The organism is Streptomyces sp. NPDC102406 (genome assembly GCF_044765725.1).
Classification (GTDB): domain Bacteria; phylum Actinomycetota; class Actinomycetes; order Streptomycetales; family Streptomycetaceae; genus Streptomyces.
Window position 1 is genome coordinate 733,096 of the sequence record NZ_JBIWKP010000002.1, and the last position, 19,363, is coordinate 752,458.

Genomic DNA, 19,363 nt, shown 5'->3' on the forward strand with positions numbered 1-19,363 from the left:
GCTCCGCACGCCCACCGGTTGACCGCCCGGGGCGACGCGACCCGTGTCGCGCGGCGCCGAGCGGTCCGGCTACGCGGTGCCCAGCGGGCAGGAGCGAGCGTGGTACCAGTAGCGGCGGGTCTGCTCGCTGTCCTGGTCGGGTCCCGCGGGGGCGCCGCAGGTGCACTGGCCCGCGCGGGGGTCGATGACACCGGCGGCGTCGCGATGACCGGCCTCGCGGAGCTGCACGGCGAGTTGATGGGCGTAGTCCTCGACGAGGCTCGCGGCCTCCGCCGCGCTCTGCCCGCCCCTGCGCAGCTCCTGGACCAGCTTGGAGCGCGCCATCATCGGCGGGGCGCTCCGGGGGCGTTCTCCAGGAGCCGGAGCAGGTATTCGCGGCTCCACCCGGTGACCCTGGCCACTGCGGCCTGTCCGCCGTGCTGCGCGTCGTCCTGGCTCAGGATGGCGAGTGCTTCGGTCTGGAGGTCGAGGCGTGCGCCTTCGAGCGCCTCCTCGGCCTCCCGGTAGCGCTGGGCTGCGAGTTCGAGCTTTGCGGTGTCCACGCGTACGAGTCTGCCACGATCCCGGTCCGGGCGGGGACGCCGCCCGGACCCCGCCCCGCGGCGGTGCTCAACGGGTCAGACCTCCCCGCGCACCATCCCCAGGAGGCGGTCGAGGACGCGGGGGCCGCCCGCGCGCACGCCGTCGTGCTCGAACTCGTTCGTGACCCAGGGGCGCAGGCCGCGGATGGCGGTGGCGGTCCGCAGGGCGTGGGCCGTGTCGACGTACATGTCGTCGTGGTAGACGGCGGCGGCCACCGGCACCTCGTTCGCGGCGAGCCGGGCCGGGTCGTACAGGGGCGCCCAGCCGGTGCGCGTGGCCAGGTCCTCCGCGACGTCCCGCAGCGGGCGCAGCGCCGGGTCGCAGTCGAACTGCCACGGGTGGATGGACTCGCCGGTGAACATCAGGGCCGCGCCGGAGGCGAGCGCCTTCTCGCCGTCGAACTGGGGGAACTCGGCGCGTACGCGCTCCGCCGACCAGTTGGTGGGGCGGTCGTGCTGTGCGTAGATCACCTCGTGCAGCAGCGCGTAGAGGGGGTGGCCCGCGTACGACAGGGCCGACGCCACCTGCTCCTGGAAGGTGTCCGACAGGGCGCGCCCGCCCGGGGTGGGAACGAAGGCGTCCTCCAGCAGGTAGTGCAGCCGGTCGCTGCCGTCGCCGGCGCCGAGCCAGATGCCGAGGGACTGGAAGGCGGGGAGGGTGAGGCGGTAGCCGTTCGGGAGGACCGGTTCGTGGGCGAGGACGTGGGCGGCGATCTCCCGGGCGCGTCCGACGTCCATGGGGTAGCGGGCGTAGTGCGCCCGGACCTTGCGTTCGATGCGCGGGTAGGCGGCGCGGTAGACGTCGTCGGCGTCGCCGTCCAGGGTCGGCAGGCCGCCGGTGATGAGCGCCGCGGTCAGGCCCTCGGGCGCGGTCGACAGGTAGTGGGTGGCGCAGAAGCCGCCGAAGCTCTGGCCGAGGATCGTCCAGGGGGCGCCGCCGGTGACCTCGCGGCGGATCAGCTCGCAGTCGCGGACGATGGCGTCGGCCCTGAAGTGGGCGAGGTAGTCGGCCTGGGCGCGGGCGTCGCCACGCAGCGGGAGGGTCTGGCGGTTGGCGGGGGTGGAGGCGCCGGTGCCGCGCTGGTCGAGGAGGAGGACGCGGTGGTCCTGGAGGGCGCGGCCGAGCCAGGCCTGCGGACCGGAGAACCGGTTGGCGCCGAAGCCGGGGCCGCCCTGGAGGTAGAGCAGCCAGGGCAGGTTCTCGTGCTCACGGCCCGGGGCGACGGCTTCGCGGGCGTACACCTCGATCCGCTCGCCGTCCGGGGCATCGTGGTCCAGGGGGACGGAGAAGCGGCGGTCGGTGAGGACGACCCCGGGCTGGCGGTAGCTGACGGCGCTCAAATCGGCTCCTGTGCGGGCGTTCTGCATGCGGTGCGGGCTGCCCGGATTCCGGACGTCCGGGCCGTCGCCCAGTTCAGCACACGGCCGTCGGCGGGTCAGCGGGGGCCCAGGCTGGAGCCGCGGACGACGAGTTCGGGCTGGAGCACGACGCGGCGGTGCTCGTGGGCCGTCCCCGGGTGGTCGGCGGCGTCGATCTCCTCCAGGAGGAGGTCGGCGGCGAGGGCGCCCATGGTGACGGCGGGCTGGCGCACCGAGGTGAGCGGGACCGCCGCGGCGGCGGCGAACTCGATGTCGTCGTAGCCGACGATGGCGCACTCCTCGGGGACCCGCACCCCGGCCGCGTACATGGACTGCAGGACGCCGAGGGCGAGCAGGTCGTTCGCGCAGAAGACGGCGGTGGGGCGGTCGGCGAGGCCGAGCAGGCGGGCACCGGCGTCGCGTCCGGCGGCGACGTCGAGCCGTTCGGTGGGCAGTTCGTGCAGGGCGGTGGCGGGCAGCCCGGCCTCCGCGAGGGCGCGCAGGGCGCCGTGGCGGCGGTCCTCGACCTGGTTGAGGGCGGGCGGGCCGCTGACGTAGGCGATGCGGCGGTGTCCGGCGTCCAGGAGGTGGCGCACGGCGAGGGCGCCACCGTTGACGTCGTCGACGGAGACCGAGCATTCGGTGGCGCCCTCGGCGACGCGGTCGACGAGGACGAACGGGATGTCGTGGCGCCGGAAGGCCGCCACGGTGCGGCCGGTCGCCTCGGCCGGGGTGAGCAGGACGCCGCGTACCCGCTGCTCGGCGAAGAGGGAGAGGTACTCGGCCTCCTCGGTGGCGCTCTGCGCGCTGTTGCACACCATGACACCGAGTCCGGAGGCGCGCGCGGCACGCTCGGCGCCGCGCGCGACGTCCACGAAGAACGGGTTGCCCATGTCCAGGACGAGCAGGCCCATGATGCGGCTGCGGCCCGCTCGCAGTTGCCGGGCGGACTCGCTGCGGACGTAGCCGAGGCGGTCGATGGCCGCGAGGACGCGGGCCCGGGTCTCGTGGGCGACGGTCTCGGGCCGGTTGATCACGTTCGAGACCGTGCCCACGGACACCCCGGCGACGCGTGCGACGTCCTTGATCCCCACGGACTGTGCCATCGGGCGTGGACCTCCAGGTGAGCGGGTGCGGCAGGGGGAGTGTACGTGGGGCGGCGCGGCCGGTGTTCGGTCCGTCGGACAACGCGGAGTCGGCCACACGGACGGGCGGGGGTGGCGGTGCAGGGGCGCGGCGGGAACACCGTGGACGCGGCTGCCGGAGTGAGGGCGCGGACCGCTTGAATCGTTTCGCTTTCTCACCGTCCGCAACTCTGCGCGAGGGGGTGGCGCCTGTCAATCCGCTTGCTCAGGTGCTTTTGTTGCACGCCTCTTGCCACTGGTCACGGCTGCCCGTAGGTTCCTCCACCCCACATTGAATCGTTTGAAACTGTTCAACCGAGTGACTGCCCTGGTGACCAGGGACGAGGAGAGCCATGAGCCTGCGCCGTCGGACCGTGCTGAGAATGGGCGCCCTGGCCGGAGCCGCGACGGCGCTGCCCCTCGCGGCTCCCGCCGGGGCCCTCGCACAGGGCTCCGCGGCGGAGGCGGCGTTCAGGCATCTGCGCGCCCCGGCCGCCGCCGTGCGCCCCAAGTTCCGCTGGTGGTGGCCGGACGCGCTGGTCGACACCGGTGAGATCGCCCGCGAGATCCGGGCGATCGCCGCGGCCGGGTTCGGTGGGGTGGAGATCGCGGCGGTCACGCACAGCATGGACGAACAACTCGACACCGTGCGCCACGGCTGGGGCACCGAGGCGTGGCGGGCCGCGATCGAGGCGGCGCTGCGTGAGGCGAGGAAGCGGGACGTGGTGGTGGACCTGACGATCGGCCCCGCCTGGCCCGCCGCGGTGCCGTCCATCACGCCGGACAGCCGGGCCGCCGCGAAGGAACTCGCCCACGGGATCGCCGTGCTGGCGCCCGGGACGACGTACGAGGGTCCGGTGCCCGCGCCGGTCACCGAGGCCGGGGCGGGCGTCACCGACCGGCGATTGCTGCTCGCGCAGGCGGTGCGGGTGACGGCGGGCAGTTCGCCGACCGCCGTGCCGGTCCGCCTCGACCAGGACACGGTCACCGACGTCACCGCGCGCGTCACCGCGGGCCGCGTCTCCTGGACCGCGCCGGACGACGGCGCCACCTGGCTGCTCGTCGCCTACTGGGAGCGCGGCTCGGGGCAGCGCCCGGAGGGCCGCGACCACACCACGCCGCTCGCCTACGTCGTCGACCACTTCAGCGAAGCGGGCACGCGCGCGGTCACCGACTTCTGGGAGGAGCACATCCTCACCCCGTCGATCCGCGGACTGCTCAGGGCGACCGGCGGCACCCTCTTCGAGGACTCCATCGAGATCGAGACCGACGCGACGCTGTGGACACCCGCGCTGCCCGCCGAGTTCGAGCGGCGCATGGGCTACTCACTCCTCCCCTACCTCGCGACGTTCGTCGAGAAGAAGGAGAAGTACGTCTTCAGCTTCGAGGCGTCCCTCGACAAGGCGGTCCGGCGCGACGTGATGGAGGTCGTCACCGAGCTGTACGTGGAGCACCATCTGCGGCCCTTGCAGACGTGGGCGCACACGCTGGGCCTCGGGCTGCGGATCCAGCCGTACGGCCTGGAGACCGACGCGATCTACAAGTCGGCGCTGCTCGACGTCACCGAGGGCGAGTCCCTCGGGTTCAAGAACCTCGACGACTTCCGCTGCCTGGCCGGCGGCCGGGACATGGGCGGCCGGCCACTCGTGTCGAACGAGGCGGGCGGCACCGCCGGCGGCGCCTACTCCACGACCTGGTCCGACACGTTGAAGAAGCTGGTCACGCAGTACGCGGCCGGCGTCAACCAGGCCGTCTTCCACGGCTTCGCCTACGCGGACGCCCCGGGCGCCCAGTGGCCGGGGTTCGCCGCGTTCTCGCCCTACAAGGGAGCCGCCGGATACGGCGAGGCGTGGGGTCCGCGCCAGCCGCTGTGGCGGCACACCCCGCAGGTCGCGGACTTCCTCACCCGCGTCCAGGCCGTGCTCCGCAGCGGGGTCAACAAGGTCGACATCGGGGTGCTGCGGCAGAAGGGCTACGCGGGTTCGGGGCTCGGGGCGCCCTGGTTCACCAGCGACGGTGTGCCGGTCGGCTGGACGCACACGTTTCTCAGCCCGCGCCTGCTCGACCTGGACTCGGCGGTGGTCAGGGGCGGCCGGCTCGCCCCCGACGGGCCCGCGTTCAAGGCGCTGCTCGTCGACGGCGACATCATGATCAACCGGGAGCACACCCTCCAACCGGACGTCGCCGAGAAGCTGGTGCGGTACGCCCGGGAGGGTCTGCCGATCATCCTCGTCGGCGACTGGTCCGACGCCCACGTCCCGGGCCTCGCCCGGCCCGGTGACAACGAGCGGCTGCGTCACCTCCTCACCGAACTCCAGGCGTCGAGGACGGTGCACACGGTCGCGGACCGGCCCGACGTGCCGCAGGCCATCGCCGCGCTCGGCCTGACCCGCGACGTCGAGTACGCCGAACCGTCGATGCTGCTGCACGCCCACCGCGCGGACGAGGACGCCGACTACTTCTTCTTCGCCAACGATGCCGTCAGCAAGAAGGGCTCGACCGGGACCCGCATCACGCACGACGTCACGCTCACCTCCCGGGTGCCGGGCGCGATCCCCCACGTCCTCGACCCGTGGACGGGCACCGTCACCCCGCTCGCCCTGTACACGCGCACCGATGACGGCCGTGTGCGCCTCACCGTGGACCTCGGACCGGGCGCCGTCACCGTCGTCGTCCTGGCCCGGTCCAAGGCCGCGCCGAAGCGGCACGCCACGGCGACGCAGGCCGACGACATCCGCGTGGGCGAGGACGGGCGCCTCACACTGCGGGCGTCGGCGGCGGGCACGTACACCACCACTCTCGACGACGGGCGCACCGTCACCACGAAGGTCGGCGCGGTCCCGGCGCCTCTGGAGCTGACGTCGTGGACGCTGACGGTCGACGACTGGCGGCCTGGGGCGAGCGCGACCGCGACCGTCCACGAGCGGCACGTCCTGGAACTCGACGCGCTCGCGCCGTGGACCCGGCTGCCGGGCCTGGCGGACGTCTCCGGCATCGGCACCTACCGCACCACCGTGCGTCTGGGCCGGGACTGGGGCGCGGCGCATGGCGCGCTGCTCGAACTGGGCGGCGTCTTCGACACGTTCACCGTCCGCGTCAACGGGCACGCCCTGCCGCCCGTCGACCAGCTCACCCGCGTCGCCGACCTCGGTACGCGCCTGCGGCCCGGCGCCAACACGATCGAGGTCGAGGTGGCGACGACCCTCCTGAACCGGCTCCGGGTGACCCGCCCCACCGTGTTCGGCGCCGCCAAGCGGCAGGACTACGGGCTGACGGGACCCGTCCGCCTCCTCCCGTACGCAAGCGCGACCGTGCGCGCGTGACCCTCCCCCCTGCCCCGACCGTCCCCCGCCCCACCGACCGCAGCACCCCCCACCATCACAGAGCACCTTCACCGTCGAAGGGACACCTGACAGATGAGCAGCGACATACGCCGCAGGACCGTGCTCGCCGCGACCGCGGGCGCCGTGCCCGTCGTGGCCGCCGGTGTGTATCCCGGCGCCTCCTCCGCCCACGCGGCCCCCACCGCGCCCGCGGACGACGGCGCCGTCACCGGCCTGACCGTCGAACACCGCGTGCGACCGCTCGGGACGGACGCCGCCCGCCCCCGCTTCGGCTGGCGCCTCGGCTCCGGGCGGCGCGGGCTCACGCAGGGCGCCTACCGGATCCGGGTGGCGTCCTCCCCCGCTCGGCTCGCCGCGGGCCGCGCCGACGTGTGGGACAGCGGACGGGTGGCCTCGTCCGACTCCGTCGCCGTGCTGTACGACGGGCCCCGGCTGAAACCCTCCACCCGGTACTCCTGGACCGTCACCGTGTGGGACGGGAAGGGCCGGTCGCTCGGCACCGCGCCCGCGACCTGGTTCGAGACGGGGCTGCTCGGCTCGGACGGGACCACCGGCTGGGACGGCGCGCAGTGGGTCGGCATGAAGGGCAAGGCGCCGAACTCGGCAGGCGCTCCGCTGGTCCGCTGCGAGACGCCGCTGCGCAAGGGCCGGGTCAGCGAGGCGCGCCTGTACGTGACCGCGCTCGGCGTCTACGAGGCGTACGTGAACGGCGAGCGCGTCACCGTCCCGCAGGACGGTGGCCGCACGGTCGAGCTGCTGACGCCGGGCTGGACCAACTACGACATGACCGTGAACTACCTGACGTACGACGTGACGGAGAGCGTCGAGGGCGCCCGGTCCGTGACGCTCGCCGCGGTCCTCGGCAACGGCTGGTACAACGCGCGGGTCTCCGAGGGCAGCACGTACTACTCCAAGGACGGCAACCCCCTCGCGCTCAAGGCCAAGCTCCTGATCCGCTACGCCGACGGCACCGCGCAGAGCGTCGTCACAAAACCCGGCGGGGGCTGGCGGGCCACCGACACCGGGCCCTACCGCGCCGACGACATCTACGACGGCCAGACGTACGACGCCCGCAAGGAACTCGACGGCTGGACGGCGAACGGCTTCGACACCTCGGGCTGGGCGGAGGTCGAACAGCTCGGCTACGCCGCGAGGTTCCCCGACGCGAAGCTGACCGCCTACCCGGGCGAATCGGCCCGTCTGATGGAGAAGTGGGACCGGCGCCCGCGATCCGTCACGGTCTACCGGGAGGTCACGGGCGCCTCGTCGAGCGCCAACGGCAAGGGCCGCATCGTGCCGGACCCGGCCCGCTCGACCGACGGCGCGCCGGGACCCGTCGCGCTGCGCCCCGGCGACACGGCCGTCTTCGACCTCGGCCAGAACATGGTCGGTGTCCCCCGCTACACGGTGCGCGGCCCGGCGGGCGCCGAGGTCGTCGTGAAGTTCGCCGAGATGCTGAACGACGACAGCGCGGGCGCCGACGGCCCGGTGGGCTCGCTGTACCGGGCCAACCTGCGCGGCGCCAAGGCCACGAGCACGTACGTCCTCAAGGGCGCGAAGGACGGCGAGACGCATCAGGACTCGCTCACCTTCTACGGCTTCCGCTATGTCTCGGTGGAGGTGACGACGCCCGGCGCCGAGGTCACCGTGGACGGCCTCACCGGCAAGGTCGCCACCTCGGCGATCCGGGACATCGGCAGCGTCACCACGGACGACGACGCCCTCAACCAGCTCATCAGCAACGTGCGGTGGGGCCAGCGGGGCAACTACCTGTGGGTGCCGACGGACTGCCCGCAGCGCGACGAACGGCTCGGCTGGACCGGTGACACCCAGGTCTTCTCCCACACCGGGCTCTACAACACGGACGCCGTCGCCTTCCTCAGCCACTTCGAGGACATCCTCATCGAGTCGCAGAGGATCTACGGTGTGGACGGCGCCCAGTTCACCGCGGTGGCGCCCGGCAACCGGTACAACGCGGCGGCGCCGTGCAGCGGTTGGGCGGACTGCGGGGTGATCGTGCCCTGGACGGTGTGGCAGATGAGCGGCGACCGCACCATCGTCGACCGGAGCTGGGAGGCGATGGTCCGCTACATCGACTGGATCCGCGACAAGGGCGGCGACACCTACGCGGGGCAGGGGGCGATCTTCGCCGACTGGCTGGCGTTCCAGAACACCGGCACCCAGTTGATGAGCGACGTCTACTACGCCTACAGCGTGCGGCTGATGGCACAGATGGCCCGGGCCACCGGGCGCACCGCGGAGGCCACGGCCTACGACGACCTGTTCGGCAAGATCCGGCGCGCGTTCATGGCCAGGTACGTGGAGGTCGACGGTGACAGGATCACCGTCAGATCGAGCATCGGCGGCAAGCCGCCCATGGGCGGCGACCCGGAGGACAACAGCCAGTCGGCGCTGCTGTGGGTCCTCAAGCTCGGCTTCTACGACACGCAGGCCCAACGCCGGGCCCTGGTGGGGCTGTTGGCGGACAACATCGGCAACGACGCCGCGTACAAGGCGGCCCACCCCGGCAGCGCGCGTGTGCGGTACGCGGAGAACACGCTGTCCGTCGGCTTCCTCGGTGTCAACGTCCTCGCGCCCGTCCTGACCGACGAGGGCCGCGCCGACCTCGCGTACAAGCTGCTCCACCAGAACGCCATGCCGTCGTGGCTGTACTCGGTGGAGAACGGTGCGACGACGGTGTGGGAGCGCTGGAACTCGTACTCGAAGGAGGACGGTTTCGGACCTGTCGAGATGAACTCCTTCAACCACTACTCCTACGGCGCGATCGCCGAGTGGATGTACGCGTACATGGCGGGCATCGCGGGTGACCCCGAGCACCCCGGCTTCCGGCGGTTCCGGCTCCAGCCGCACCTGGACCCGACCGGCGCGGTCACGCGGGTGACGGGCCGTCACCTCTCCCCGTACGGGGAGATCACGAGCGCGTGGTCGCTGGCCAAGGACGGGCGGCTGACGTACGAGGCGGTCGTCCCCGCCAACAGCGAGGCGACGCTGAGCCTGCCGGCCGTGTCGGCGTCCGCGGTGCGGGAGGGTCGTACGCCGCTGGCGTCGGTGGAGGGGGTGCGCTTCGTCTCCTTCGAGAACGGCACGGCCACCTACCGCCTGCCGGCCGGACGGTACCGGGTGACCAGCACGGTGCGCTGACACCGGGCAGGGGGCCGGGCATCTGGCGCCCGGCCCCCTGCTCGTCACACCCGTGCCCTGCTGGAGCCCCGGACCACCAACTCAGGCCGCAGGACGACGTGTTGATGCCGGTGCTCGGCGGCGCGTTGACCCGTCTCCTGGAGCAGCAGCTCCGCCGCGATGGTGCCGAGGGTGAGCGCGGGCTGGCGCACCGAGGTGAGCGGGACCGTGGCGGCTGCCGCGAACTCGATGTCGTCGTAGCCGACGATGGACATGTCGTCGGGGACCTTGACCCCGGCCGCGTACAGGGCTTGCAGGACGCCGAGGGCGAGCAGGTCGTTGGCGCAGAAGACGGCCGTGGGGCGCTCGGCGAGGCCGAGGAGGCGCGCGCCCGCGTCGCGCCCCGCCGCCACGTCGAGCCGGTCGGTGGGCAGTTCCCGCAGCAGCTCCCCGGGCAGACCCGCCTCGGCGAGTGCCTTGAGGGCGCCCTCCCGTCGGTCCTGCACCTGTTTGAGGTGCGGGGGGCCGCTGACGAAGGCGAGGGAGCGGTGTCCCCCGCTGACCAGGTGGCGGACGGCGAGGGCGCCCCCCGACACGTCGTCGACGGAGACCGAGCACCCCGCGCCGTCCTCGTCGGCCCCGGCGACCCGGTCCACCACCACGTACGGGATGGAGTGGCGGCGGAAGTCGCGCAGGGTCGCGCCGCTCGGGTCGGCGGGGGTGATCAGGGCGCCCCGTACCCGCTGTTCGGCGAAGAGGGAGAGATATTCGGCCTCCTCCTCGGTGCTCTGCGCGCTGTTGCAGACCATGACGCCGAGCCCCGCCTCGCGCGCGGCACGCTCGGCGCCGCGCGCGACGTCCACGAAGAACGGGTTGCCCATGTCCAGGACGAGCAGCGCCATGATGCGGCTGTGCCCGGACCGCAACTGGCGGGCGTACTCGCTGCGGACGTAGCCGAGCCGGGCGATGACCTGCTGGACGTGGCGCCGGGTCGGTTCGGAGACCCGGTGGGGCTGGTTGAGGACGTTGGAGACGGTGCCGACGGAGACCCCGGCGACCCGTGCCACGTCCTTGATGCCGACCGATCCGCGCTCAGGCAAGGTGGAAGACCTCGGTGAGGGGCCGCATCGCGGCGTCCGGGGCCTGTCCGTCCAGTTCCTCGAAGAAGCCGGCCATCTCGGCCTGCCAGCGGGCGTTGACGTCGGTGGCGTCCATCGCGGCGCGCGCCGCGTCGAAGTCCTCCGTCTCCAGGTAGCCGACGAGCAGGCCGTCCTCGCGCAGGAAGAGCGAGTAGTTGTGCCAGCCGGTGGCGGTCAGGGCCTCGCGCATCTCCTGCCACACGTCGGCGTGGCGGGCGCGGTACTCCTCGATCCGGTCGGCCCTGACCTTGAGCAGAAAGCAGACGCGCTGCGTGGACACTCGGGGTGCTCCCTCAGAACTTGTACTGGTCGATGTTCTTCTTGTCGAAGACGGTCGGCTTGCCGAGGGAGACGACGCCGTCCTTGCCGATGGTGAACTCGCCCAGGTCACCGGCCTTGTAGGTCTCGCCCTCCTTGCCGGTGATCTGCCCGGACTCCAGGGCGACGGCGGTGTGCGCGGCGAGGGCGCCGAGCTTGGCCGGGTCCCACAGCTCGAACGCCTCGACGGTGCCGTTCTTGACGTAGGCGCGCATGTCGTTGGGGGTGCCGAGGCCGGTGAGCTTGACCTTGCCCTTGTACTTCGAGCCCGACAGGTACTGGGCGGCGGCCTTGATGCCGACGGTGGTCGGGGAGATGATCCCCTTCAGCTTCGGGTGCTCCTGGAGGAGCCCTTGTGTCTGCTGGAACGACTTCTGGGCGTCGTCGTCGCCGTACGCCGTCGTGACGAGCTTGATGTCCTTGTACTCGGGCTTCTTCAGCTCGTCCTTCATGTAGTCGATCCACGTGTTCTGGTTGGTGGCCGTCTGGGCCGCCGAGAGAATCGCGATCTCGCCCTTGTTGCCGATCTGCCGCGCCATCTGCTGCACCTGGGTACGGCCCAGGTCCTCGGCGCTGGCCTGCGAGACGAACACGTTGCGGCAGTCGGCCTTGGTGTCGGAGTCGTACGTGACGACGCTGACGCCGTTCCTCATCGCCTGCTTCAGGGCGGTGCACAGGGCGCCCGGGTCCTGCGCGGACACGGCGATGGCGTCGGCCTGCTGCTGGGTGAGGGTGTTGACGTAGGAGACCTGCCCGGAGGTGTCGGTACCGCTGCTCGTGCCGACCTCCTTGTACGTGGATCCGAGCTCCTCGACCGCCTTCTTGCCGCCGTTGTCGGAGGTGGTGAAGTACGGGTTGTTGACCTGCTTGGGCAGGAAGGCGACCGTGAGGCCCTTCTTGGTGGCCGCGTCCGGGTCGGCCTTGCCGGCGGCGTTGGACTTGGCCGCCTCCTTGTTCGCGTCGTCCTTGGTGGTGCCGCCGCAGGCACCGGCGCCGAGGACGAGGGCGGTGGTGACGGCGAGCGCGGCGGTGAGGCGGCGGGTTCTGGCGGTGACGGCCTGGGACATGGCGGTTCCTTACGGGTGGTGGGCTGTACGGAGTCGAGGGCGCGGCCGGATCAGGAGGTGACCGGTGTCGGCGGCGGGGCGGCGGCTGTCCTGCGGCGCGCCCTTGCCTGCGCGATCTGGCGGCCGACGCGCGGGGCGAGCACGGAGATCACCAGGAGGACGCCGGTGACGACGATCTGGGACTGCGCGGAGACGTTCAGCAGGCTCATCACGTTCTGGAGCGTGCCGAGCAGGAAGACACCGGCGATGGCGCCGCCCAGGGTGCCCTTGCCGCCGTCGAAGTCGATGCCGCCGAGCAGGACGGCCGCGATGACGGACAGTTCGAGGCCGGTGGCGTTGTCGTAGCGGGCGCTGGCGTAGTGCAGGGCCCAATAGACGCCGGTGAGGGCCGAGAGCAGGCCGGTCGTCACGAACATGGACAGCTTGAGCCGCTTGACGCGGACGCCGGAGAAGCGGGCCGCTTCCTCGCCTGCGCCGATCGCGAAGAGGGAGCGTCCGACGCGGGTGGCGTGCAGGACGACGACGGCGACGGCAAGGAGCACGAGGAAGGGCAGCGCCGCGTAGGGCAGGAAGGTGTCGCCGAAGCGGCCCGCGCCGAAGTCCAGGTACTGCGTGGGGAAGTCGGTGACGGAGTCGGAGCCGAGGACGATCTGGGCGATGCCCCGGTAGGCGGCCATGGTGCCGATGGTGACGGCCAGGGAGGGCAGTCCGAGGCGGGTCACGAGCAGCCCGTTGACCAGGCCGCAGACGAGCCCGAGCAGCAGGCAGAGCGGGATGATCGTCTCGATGGCCATGCCCTGGTTCCACAGGGCGCCCATCACGGCCCCGGACAGACCGGCCGTGGACCCGACCGACAGGTCGACCTCTCCGGAGACGACCAGCATCGTCATCGGCAACGCGATCAGGGCGATGGGCAGGGTGTTGCCGATCAGGAACGACAGGTTGAGCGCGTTGCCGAAGTTGTCGACGAACGAGAACGAGCAGAGCAGCAGCACGATGAGCAGGGCGCCGACGGCGGTGTCCCAGCGCACGGCGCTCTTCAGAGATTCGGCCTTGAGGCTCTCAGGCATGGCGGGCGCTCCTCATCTGTGCGGCCTGCTTGCGCAGCACTGCGGCGACCCGCAGGGCCACGATCCGGTCGACGGCGATGGCGAGCAGCAGCAGGACGCCGTTGATGGCGGTGACCCAGACGGAGCTGACGCCGATGGCGGGCAGGACGCTGTTGATGGAGGTCAGCAGCAGCGCGCCGAGGGCCGCGCCGTAGACGGTGCCGGAACCGCCGGTGAAGGCGACGCCACCGACCACGACGGCGCTGACGACGGTGAGTTCGTAACCGGTGCCGGTGCCGGAGTCGACGTTGCCGAAACGGGCCAGGTACAGGGCGCCCGCGAGTCCGGCGAGGGCGCCGCACAGGACGTAGGCGGTCATGACGCGCTTGCGGACCGGGACACCGGCGAGGTTGGCGGCCTCGGGGCTGGAGCCGAGGGCGTACATGTCGCGGCCGCTGCGGTAGCTGCGCAGGTAGTAGCCGACGCAGAGGAGGACGGCGACGGCGAGGAGCGCCAGGTAGGGCACGATCCACAGGCCGTCGTGGCCGAAGTCGACGAAGGAGTCGGGGAGGTCGGCGGCGACGATCTGCTGCGAGCCGACCCAGATGGAGTCGATGCCGCGCACCACGTACAGGGTGCCGAGGGTGACGACGAGCGCGGGGACCTTGCCGAGGCTGACGAGTGCGCCGTTCAGGACGCCGAAGAGGGCGCCGACGGCGACCGCGTAGACCACGGCGACCAGGGAGTTCCCGCCGCCCTGGAGGTAGTCGCCCGCGGCGAAGGCGGAGATGCCGAGGACGGAGCCGACGGACAGGTCGACGTTGCGGGTGATGACGACGACGGCCTGGCCGGTGGCGACGAGGACGAGGATGGTGGCGTTGAGGAGGAGGTCCTTGACGCCCTGCTCGGACAGGAACTCGCTGTTGGAGACCTGGGTGGCGAGCAGCATCACGAGGAGGACACCGGCCACGGCCAGTTCGCGGGCCTTGAAGACCTTGTCGATCAGGCGGCGGCCCGCGGTGGGCTCGGGCGCGGGGTGTTCCCGCACGGGCGGAGCGGTGACGGTCATGCTGTCCTCCCCGTGGCCGCGGCCATGACGGATTCCTCGGTCGCCTCGGCGCGCGTCAGTTCCGCCGTGAGCCGTCCCTCGTGCATGACGAGGACGCGGTCGGCCATGCCGAGGATCTCCGGCAGGTCGGAGGAGATCATCAGGACGGCGACGCCCTCGGCGGCGAGCGAGGAGAGCAGCCGGTGCACCTCGGCCTTGGTGCCGACGTCGATGCCGCGGGTCGGCTCGTCGACGATGAGGACCTGCGGCCCGGTGGCGAGCCACTTGGCGAGGACGACCTTCTGCTGGTTGCCGCCGGACAGGGTGCCGACGACGTCGGCGAGGCGCGCGTACTTGACCTGGAGCTTGACCGACCAGTCGAGGGAGCGGCTGCGCTCGGCCTTGCGGTTCATGAGTCCGGCGCGGCTGGTGTCGGCGAAGCCGGTGAGGCCGATGTTGCGCTCGATGGACATGTCCATCACCAGGCCCTGGGCGCGGCGGTCCTCGGGGACGAGGGCGAGCCCGGCGTGCATGGCGAGGCTCGGGGCGCCGGGCTTGAGCTTGTGGCCGAGCACCTCGACGTCGCCGCCGTCGAACCGGTCGACGCCGAAGACGGCCCGGGCCACTTCGCTGCGGCCGGCGCCGACGAGTCCGGCGAGGCCGACGATCTCGCCGCGCCGCACCTCGAAGGAGACGTCGGTGAAGACGCCTTCGCGGGTGAGCCGGCGCACCTTCAGGGCCACGTCGCCGATGTCGGTGTCCTGCTTGGGGTAGAGCTCGTCGAGGTCGCGGCCGACCATGCGGCGCACCAGGTCGTCCTCGGTGAGTCCTTCGAGGGGTTCGCTCGCCACCCAGGCGCCGTCGCGCAGCGTCGTCACGCGCTGGCACAGGCCGAAGATCTCCTCCAGGCGGTGGGAGATGAACAGGACGGCGGCGCCCTGTTCGCGCAGGGTCCGCACGACGCCGAAGAGGCGGGCCACCTCGCTGCCGGTGAGCGCGGCGGTCGGCTCGTCCATGATGAGGACGCGGGCGTCGAAGGAGAGGGCCTTGGCGATCTCCACGAGCTGCTGGTCGGCGATGGACAGGCCGCGCGCGGGCTGGTCCGGGTCGAGCGCGACGCCGAGCCGCTCGAACAGCCCGGCGGTGGCCTCCTTGACCGCGCGGTGGTCGACGCGGCCGAGTGAGCGGCGCGGCTGGCGGCCCATGAAGATGTTCTCGGCGATCGACAGGTCGGGGAAGAGCGTGGGTTCCTGGTAGATGACGGCGACACCGGCGTCGCGGGCGTCGGCCGGGCCGTGGAACTCCACCGGCGCGCCGTCGAGCAGGACGGTGCCGCTGTCGGGCCTGTGCACCCCGGTGAGGGTCTTGATCAGCGTCGACTTGCCCGCGCCGTTCTCACCGGCCAGGGCGTGCGCCTCTCCCGGGTACAGGCGCAGGCTGACGCCGCGCAGGGCGCGCACGGCGCCGAAGGACTTGCTCACCCCCTCCAGCGCGAGCACCGGGGTGGTCCCCGGTTCAGGATGCGTCATTGCATGTCTCCGTGAGTGTGCATGAGTGGGCCGTGCCGGGCGCACGGGAGTGGCTGGGAGCGCCGGGTGGATCACCGGCGGTGAAATGTTTCAGTGAAGTTGCCCGGAAGCTAGCTCCGTCCTTGAGGAGAGGTCAAGAGGCCGGAGCGGACCCGTTCCACCGGGCTGCGGTCGTTCGCCCCCTTCGCCCGCCCGCCATCCCCGTGAACTGCGAGGAAAAAGCGGAGGAGACCAAGGGCGGGCCGGTAACAGCACGATTGCGTAACGCACTTGACCGCGCCCGATCCGGTGCCGGACCCCTTGACGCCCCGATCGCCCGGGGTTAACTTCCCCAGCGAAGTGAATCGATTCACGCACTCAGAGGTGGACATGCCTGACATCGCTGCCGTGAAGGCCGCACTCGCCAGCCAGCGGATCGAGACGCCGTCCTGGGGCTATGGCAACTCCGGCACCCGGTTCAAGGTGTTCGCCCAGGCCGGCGTGCCGCGCACGCCCCAGGAGAAGCTCGACGACGCGGCGAAGGTGCACGAGTTCACCGGCATCGCCCCCAAGGTGGCGCTGCACATCCCGTGGGACACCGTCGACGACTACGCGGCGCTCGCCGCCTACGCCAAGGAGCGCGGCGTCGAACTCGGCACCGTCAACTCCAACACCTTCCAGGACGACGACTACAAGCTCGGCAGCGTCTGTCACCCGGACCCGAAGGTGCGCCGCAAGGCCGTCGGCCATCTCCTCGCGTGCGTCGACATCATGGACGCCACCGGGTCGAAGGACCTGAAGCTGTGGCTCGCCGACGGCACCAACTACCCCGGCCAGGACGACATCGTGGCCCGCCAGGACCGCCTCGCGGAGTCCCTGGCCGCGGTGTACGAGCGGCTCGGCGACGACCAGCGCCTCCTCCTGGAGTACAAGCTGTTCGAGCCGGCCTTCTACACGACGGACGTCCCGGACTGGGGCACCTCCTACCTCCAGTGCCTGAAGCTGGGCGAGCGCGCCCAGGTCGTCGTGGACACCGGGCACCACGCACCGGGCACCAACATCGAGTTCATCGTGGCGCTGCTGCTGCGCGAGGGGAAGCTCGGCGGCTTCGACTTCAACTCCCGCTTCTACGCGGACGACGACCTGATGGTGGGCTCCGCCGACCCCTTCCAGCTCTTCCGCATCCTGCACGAGGTCGCCAAGAACAAGGGCTTCGAGGCCGGGACGAACGTCGCCTTCATGCTCGACCAGTGCCACAACATCGAGGCGAAGATCCCGGCCGTCATCCGATCCGTGATGAACGTGCAGGAGGCCACGGCCAAGGCGCTCCTCGTCGACCTGGACGCCCTGACCGCGGCCCAGCGCGCGGGCGACGTCCTCGCCGCCAACGCCGTCCTCATGGACGCCTACAACACCGACGTACGACCGCTGCTGCGCGACCTGCGCGAGGAGCAGGGCCTGCACCCCGACCCGGTCGCCGCCTACCACGCCTCGGGGTGGCAGGAGCGGATCGTGGCCGAGCGCGTGGGCGGCGAGCAGGCCGGCTGGGGGGCATGACCGTCCACCCTCCCCGCCCACCCCGCTCACCGAACCGGTAAAGGAACTCGTCATGGCCTCCGCCACCCCTCCCGAAGTCGCCGCGCTCCTGGAGCGCTCGAACCGCCTGGGCGCCGACCCCCGCAACACCAACTACGCAGGCGGCAACACCTCCGCCAAGGGCACCGCCACCGACCCGGTGACCGGTACGGACATCGAGCTGATGTGGGTCAAGGGCTCCGGCGGCGACCTGGGCACCCTCACCGCCGCCGGGCTCGCCGCGCTGCGCCTTGACCGCCTGCGCGCGCTCACCGGCGTGTACCCGGGGGTGGAGCGCGAGGACGAGATGGTCGCCGCGTTCGACTACTGCCTGCACGGCAAGGGCGGCGCGGCGCCGTCCATCGACACCGCCATGCACGGCCTGGTCGACGCCGCCCACGTCGACCACCTGCACCCCGACTCCGGTATCGCGCTCGCCTGCGCCGCCGACGGCGAGAAGCTGACCGCGGAGTGCTTCGGCGAAAAGGTCGTGTGGGTGCCGTGGCGACGCCCCGGATTCCAGCTCGGCCTGGACATCGCCGCGATCAAGGAGGCCCACCCCGAGGCGATCGGCTGCATCCTGGGCGGCCACGGCATCACCGCGTGGGGCGACACCGCCGAGGAGTGCGAGGCCAACTCGCTGTTCATCATCCGCACCGCGGAGACGTTCCTCGCCGAACGCGGCAAGCCGGACCCGTTCGGTCCCGCCATCGAGGGCTACGCGGCCCTCGGCGCGGCCGAGCGCCGGGCGCGGGCCGCCGAACTCGCCCCCCTCGTCCGCGGCCTGGCGTCCACCGACCGCCCCCAGGTCGGGCACTTCGACGACTCGGACACCGTCCTCGACTTCCTGGCGAGCGCCGAGCACCCGCGCCTCGCCGCGCTCGGCACCTCCTGCCCCGACCACTTCCTGCGCACCAAGGTGCGCCCGCTCGTCCTCGACCTCCCGCCCTCCGCCGAACTCGACACCGTCGCGGCCCGGTTGACGGAGCTGCACGCCGAGTACCGCGAGGAGTACGCCGCGTACTACCGGCGGCACGCGGTGGAGGACTCCCCCGCGATGCGCGGCGCGGACCCGGCGATCGTGCTCGTCCCCGGCGTCGGCATGTTCAGCTTCGGCAAGGACAAGCAGACGGCGCGCGTGGCGGGCGAGTTCTACCTCAACGCGATCAACGTGATGCGGGGCGCCGAGGCGGTCTCCTCGTACGCGCCCATCGAGGAGTCCGAGAAGTTCCGCATCGAGTACTGGTCCCTGGAGGAGGCCAAGCTCCGGCGGATGCCGAGGCCCAAGGCGCTGGCTACGCGGGTCGCGCTGGTGACCGGGGCGGGCAGCGGTATCGGCAAGGCCATCGCGCACCGCCTCGCCGCCGAGGGCGCCTGTGTCGTCGTCGCCGACCTCGACGCCGAGGGGGCGGCGGCCGTCGCCGAGGAGCTGGGCGGCCCGGACAAGGCCGTCGCCGTCACCGTGGACGTCACGTCGGAGGAGCAGATCGCGGAGGCGTTCCGCGCCGCGGCGCTCGCCTTCGGCGGCGTCGACCTGGTCGTCAACAACGCGGGCATCTCCATCTCCAAGCCCCTCCTGGAGACGACGGCCAAGGACTGGGACCTCCAGCACGCCATCATGGCCCGCGGCTCCTTCCTCGTCTCCCGCGAGGCGGCCCGCGTCATGCGGCAGCAGGGCATGGGCGGCGACATCGTCTACATCGCCTCCAAGAACGCGGTCTTCGCCGGGCCCAACAACGTCGCCTACTCGGCCACCAAGGCCGACCAGGCCCATCAAGTGCGGCTGCTCGCCGCCGAGTTGGGCGGTGACGGCATCCGCGTCAACGGTGTCAACCCGGACGGCGTCGTGCGCGGCTCCGGCATCTTCGCGGGAGGCTGGGGCGCGCAGCGCGCGGCGACGTACGGCATCGAGGAGGAGAAGCTCGGCGAGTTCTACGCCCAGCGGACCCTGCTCAAGCGCGAGGTGCTGCCCGAGCACGTGGCCAACGCGGTGTTCGCCCTGACCGGCGGCGAACTGACCCACACGACGGGCCTGCACGTGCCGGTGGACGCGGGGGTCGCGGCGGCGTTCCTGCGGTGACGTGAGGCCGGGGCGCCGGGCGACCGGTGC

Annotated in this window: 14 protein-coding genes; 4 read left to right on the forward strand and 10 right to left on the reverse strand. The window is 71.9% G+C overall.

Going from position 1 to position 19,363, the window contains the following annotated elements:
- Nucleotides 1-69 precede the first annotated feature (69 nt).
- The 4 genes from ACIRF8_RS11960 to ACIRF8_RS11975 form a co-directional block, all read right to left on the reverse strand.
- Nucleotides 70-327: a hypothetical protein gene (locus ACIRF8_RS11960; protein ID WP_404213608.1), complete on the reverse strand. Its 258-nt coding sequence runs from the start codon at nt 325-327 to the stop codon at nt 70-72.
- Nucleotides 324-542 (reverse strand): hypothetical protein, encoded by a 219-nt coding sequence (locus ACIRF8_RS11965; RefSeq protein ID WP_404213610.1) that lies wholly within the window; start codon nt 540-542, stop codon nt 324-326. The genes ACIRF8_RS11960 and ACIRF8_RS11965 overlap by 4 nt, the downstream gene beginning before the upstream one ends.
- A 75-nt stretch (nt 543-617) precedes the next feature.
- The gene (locus ACIRF8_RS11970; protein WP_404213611.1) at nt 618-1,922 is read right to left on the reverse strand and encodes an alpha/beta fold hydrolase; all 1,305 of its coding nucleotides are present in this window, start codon (nt 1,920-1,922) and stop codon (nt 618-620) included.
- Nucleotides 1,923-2,017: 95 nt separating this feature from the next.
- On the reverse strand, nt 2,018-3,046 hold the full coding sequence (locus ACIRF8_RS11975) for a LacI family DNA-binding transcriptional regulator (RefSeq protein ID WP_404213613.1): 1,029 nt from the start codon (nt 3,044-3,046) through the stop codon (nt 2,018-2,020).
- Nucleotides 3,047-3,417: 371 nt separating this feature from the next.
- Between ACIRF8_RS11975 and ACIRF8_RS11980 the strand changes: the two genes are divergently transcribed.
- Both ACIRF8_RS11980 and ACIRF8_RS11985 read left to right on the forward strand, forming a co-directional pair.
- Complete coding sequence (locus ACIRF8_RS11980; RefSeq protein WP_404213615.1) at nt 3,418-6,387, forward strand: glycosyl hydrolase; 2,970 nt, start codon at nt 3,418-3,420, stop codon at nt 6,385-6,387.
- Nucleotides 6,388-6,480: 93 nt separating this feature from the next.
- Complete coding sequence (locus ACIRF8_RS11985; protein ID WP_404213617.1) at nt 6,481-9,570, forward strand: family 78 glycoside hydrolase catalytic domain; 3,090 nt, start codon at nt 6,481-6,483, stop codon at nt 9,568-9,570.
- A gap of 44 nt (nt 9,571-9,614) precedes the next feature.
- Here ACIRF8_RS11985 and ACIRF8_RS11990 read toward each other — a convergent pair whose 3' ends face one another.
- From ACIRF8_RS11990 to ACIRF8_RS12015, 6 genes are read right to left on the reverse strand one after another with little or no spacing between them, the layout of a single operon-like run.
- Entirely contained in the window at nt 9,615-10,649 is a 1,035-nt protein-coding gene (locus ACIRF8_RS11990) for a LacI family DNA-binding transcriptional regulator (RefSeq protein ID WP_404213619.1), read from the reverse strand.
- The gene (locus ACIRF8_RS11995; protein WP_404213621.1) at nt 10,642-10,968 is read right to left on the reverse strand and encodes an L-rhamnose mutarotase; all 327 of its coding nucleotides are present in this window, start codon (nt 10,966-10,968) and stop codon (nt 10,642-10,644) included. Before ACIRF8_RS11995 ends, ACIRF8_RS11990 begins: the two co-directional genes overlap by 8 nt.
- Nucleotides 10,969-10,981: 13 nt before the next feature.
- Complete coding sequence (gene rhaS / locus ACIRF8_RS12000) at nt 10,982-12,073, reverse strand: rhamnose ABC transporter substrate-binding protein (RefSeq protein ID WP_404213623.1); 1,092 nt, start codon at nt 12,071-12,073, stop codon at nt 10,982-10,984.
- Between the two features lie 50 nt (nt 12,074-12,123).
- Nucleotides 12,124-13,143 (reverse strand): ABC transporter permease, encoded by a 1,020-nt coding sequence (locus ACIRF8_RS12005; RefSeq protein ID WP_404213625.1) that lies wholly within the window; start codon nt 13,141-13,143, stop codon nt 12,124-12,126.
- A complete protein-coding gene (locus ACIRF8_RS12010; RefSeq protein ID WP_404213627.1) occupies nt 13,136-14,191 on the reverse strand; it encodes an ABC transporter permease in 1,056 nt (351 codons plus the stop codon). Before ACIRF8_RS12010 ends, ACIRF8_RS12005 begins: the two co-directional genes overlap by 8 nt.
- A complete protein-coding gene (locus tag ACIRF8_RS12015; RefSeq protein WP_404213628.1) occupies nt 14,188-15,699 on the reverse strand; it encodes a sugar ABC transporter ATP-binding protein in 1,512 nt (503 codons plus the stop codon). The genes ACIRF8_RS12010 and ACIRF8_RS12015 overlap by 4 nt, the downstream gene beginning before the upstream one ends.
- A 369-nt stretch (nt 15,700-16,068) precedes the next feature.
- On the opposite strand from ACIRF8_RS12015, the gene rhaI reads away from it, so the two are divergent.
- A complete protein-coding gene (rhaI, locus tag ACIRF8_RS12020) occupies nt 16,069-17,235 on the forward strand; it encodes an L-rhamnose isomerase (RefSeq protein WP_404213630.1) in 1,167 nt (388 codons plus the stop codon).
- A gap of 52 nt (nt 17,236-17,287) precedes the next feature.
- Nucleotides 17,288-19,333 (forward strand): bifunctional aldolase/short-chain dehydrogenase, encoded by a 2,046-nt coding sequence (locus ACIRF8_RS12025; protein WP_404213632.1) that lies wholly within the window; start codon nt 17,288-17,290, stop codon nt 19,331-19,333.
- The last annotated feature ends 30 nt before the right edge of the window (nt 19,334-19,363 follow it).

Bases quoted from the DNA above. Each gene is read 5' to 3' on its own strand.
- rhaI (WP_404213630.1), top strand. From the start codon at position 16,069: ATGCCTGACATCGCTGCCGTGAAGGCCGCACTCGCCAGCCAGCGGATC.
- ACIRF8_RS12005 (WP_404213625.1), bottom strand. From the start codon at position 13,143: ATGCCTGAGAGCCTCAAGGCCGAATCTCTGAAGAGCGCCGTGCGCTGG.
- rhaS (WP_404213623.1), bottom strand. From the start codon at position 12,073: ATGTCCCAGGCCGTCACCGCCAGAACCCGCCGCCTCACCGCCGCGCTC.
- ACIRF8_RS11975 (WP_404213613.1), bottom strand. From the start codon at position 3,046: ATGGCACAGTCCGTGGGGATCAAGGACGTCGCACGCGTCGCCGGGGTG.
- ACIRF8_RS11960 (WP_404213608.1), bottom strand. From the start codon at position 327: ATGATGGCGCGCTCCAAGCTGGTCCAGGAGCTGCGCAGGGGCGGGCAG.
- ACIRF8_RS12015 (WP_404213628.1), bottom strand. From the start codon at position 15,699: ATGACGCATCCTGAACCGGGGACCACCCCGGTGCTCGCGCTGGAGGGG.
- ACIRF8_RS11985 (WP_404213617.1), top strand. From the start codon at position 6,481: ATGAGCAGCGACATACGCCGCAGGACCGTGCTCGCCGCGACCGCGGGC.
- ACIRF8_RS11980 (WP_404213615.1), top strand. From the start codon at position 3,418: ATGAGCCTGCGCCGTCGGACCGTGCTGAGAATGGGCGCCCTGGCCGGA.
- ACIRF8_RS12010 (WP_404213627.1), bottom strand. From the start codon at position 14,191: ATGACCGTCACCGCTCCGCCCGTGCGGGAACACCCCGCGCCCGAGCCC.
- ACIRF8_RS12025 (WP_404213632.1), top strand. From the start codon at position 17,288: ATGGCCTCCGCCACCCCTCCCGAAGTCGCCGCGCTCCTGGAGCGCTCG.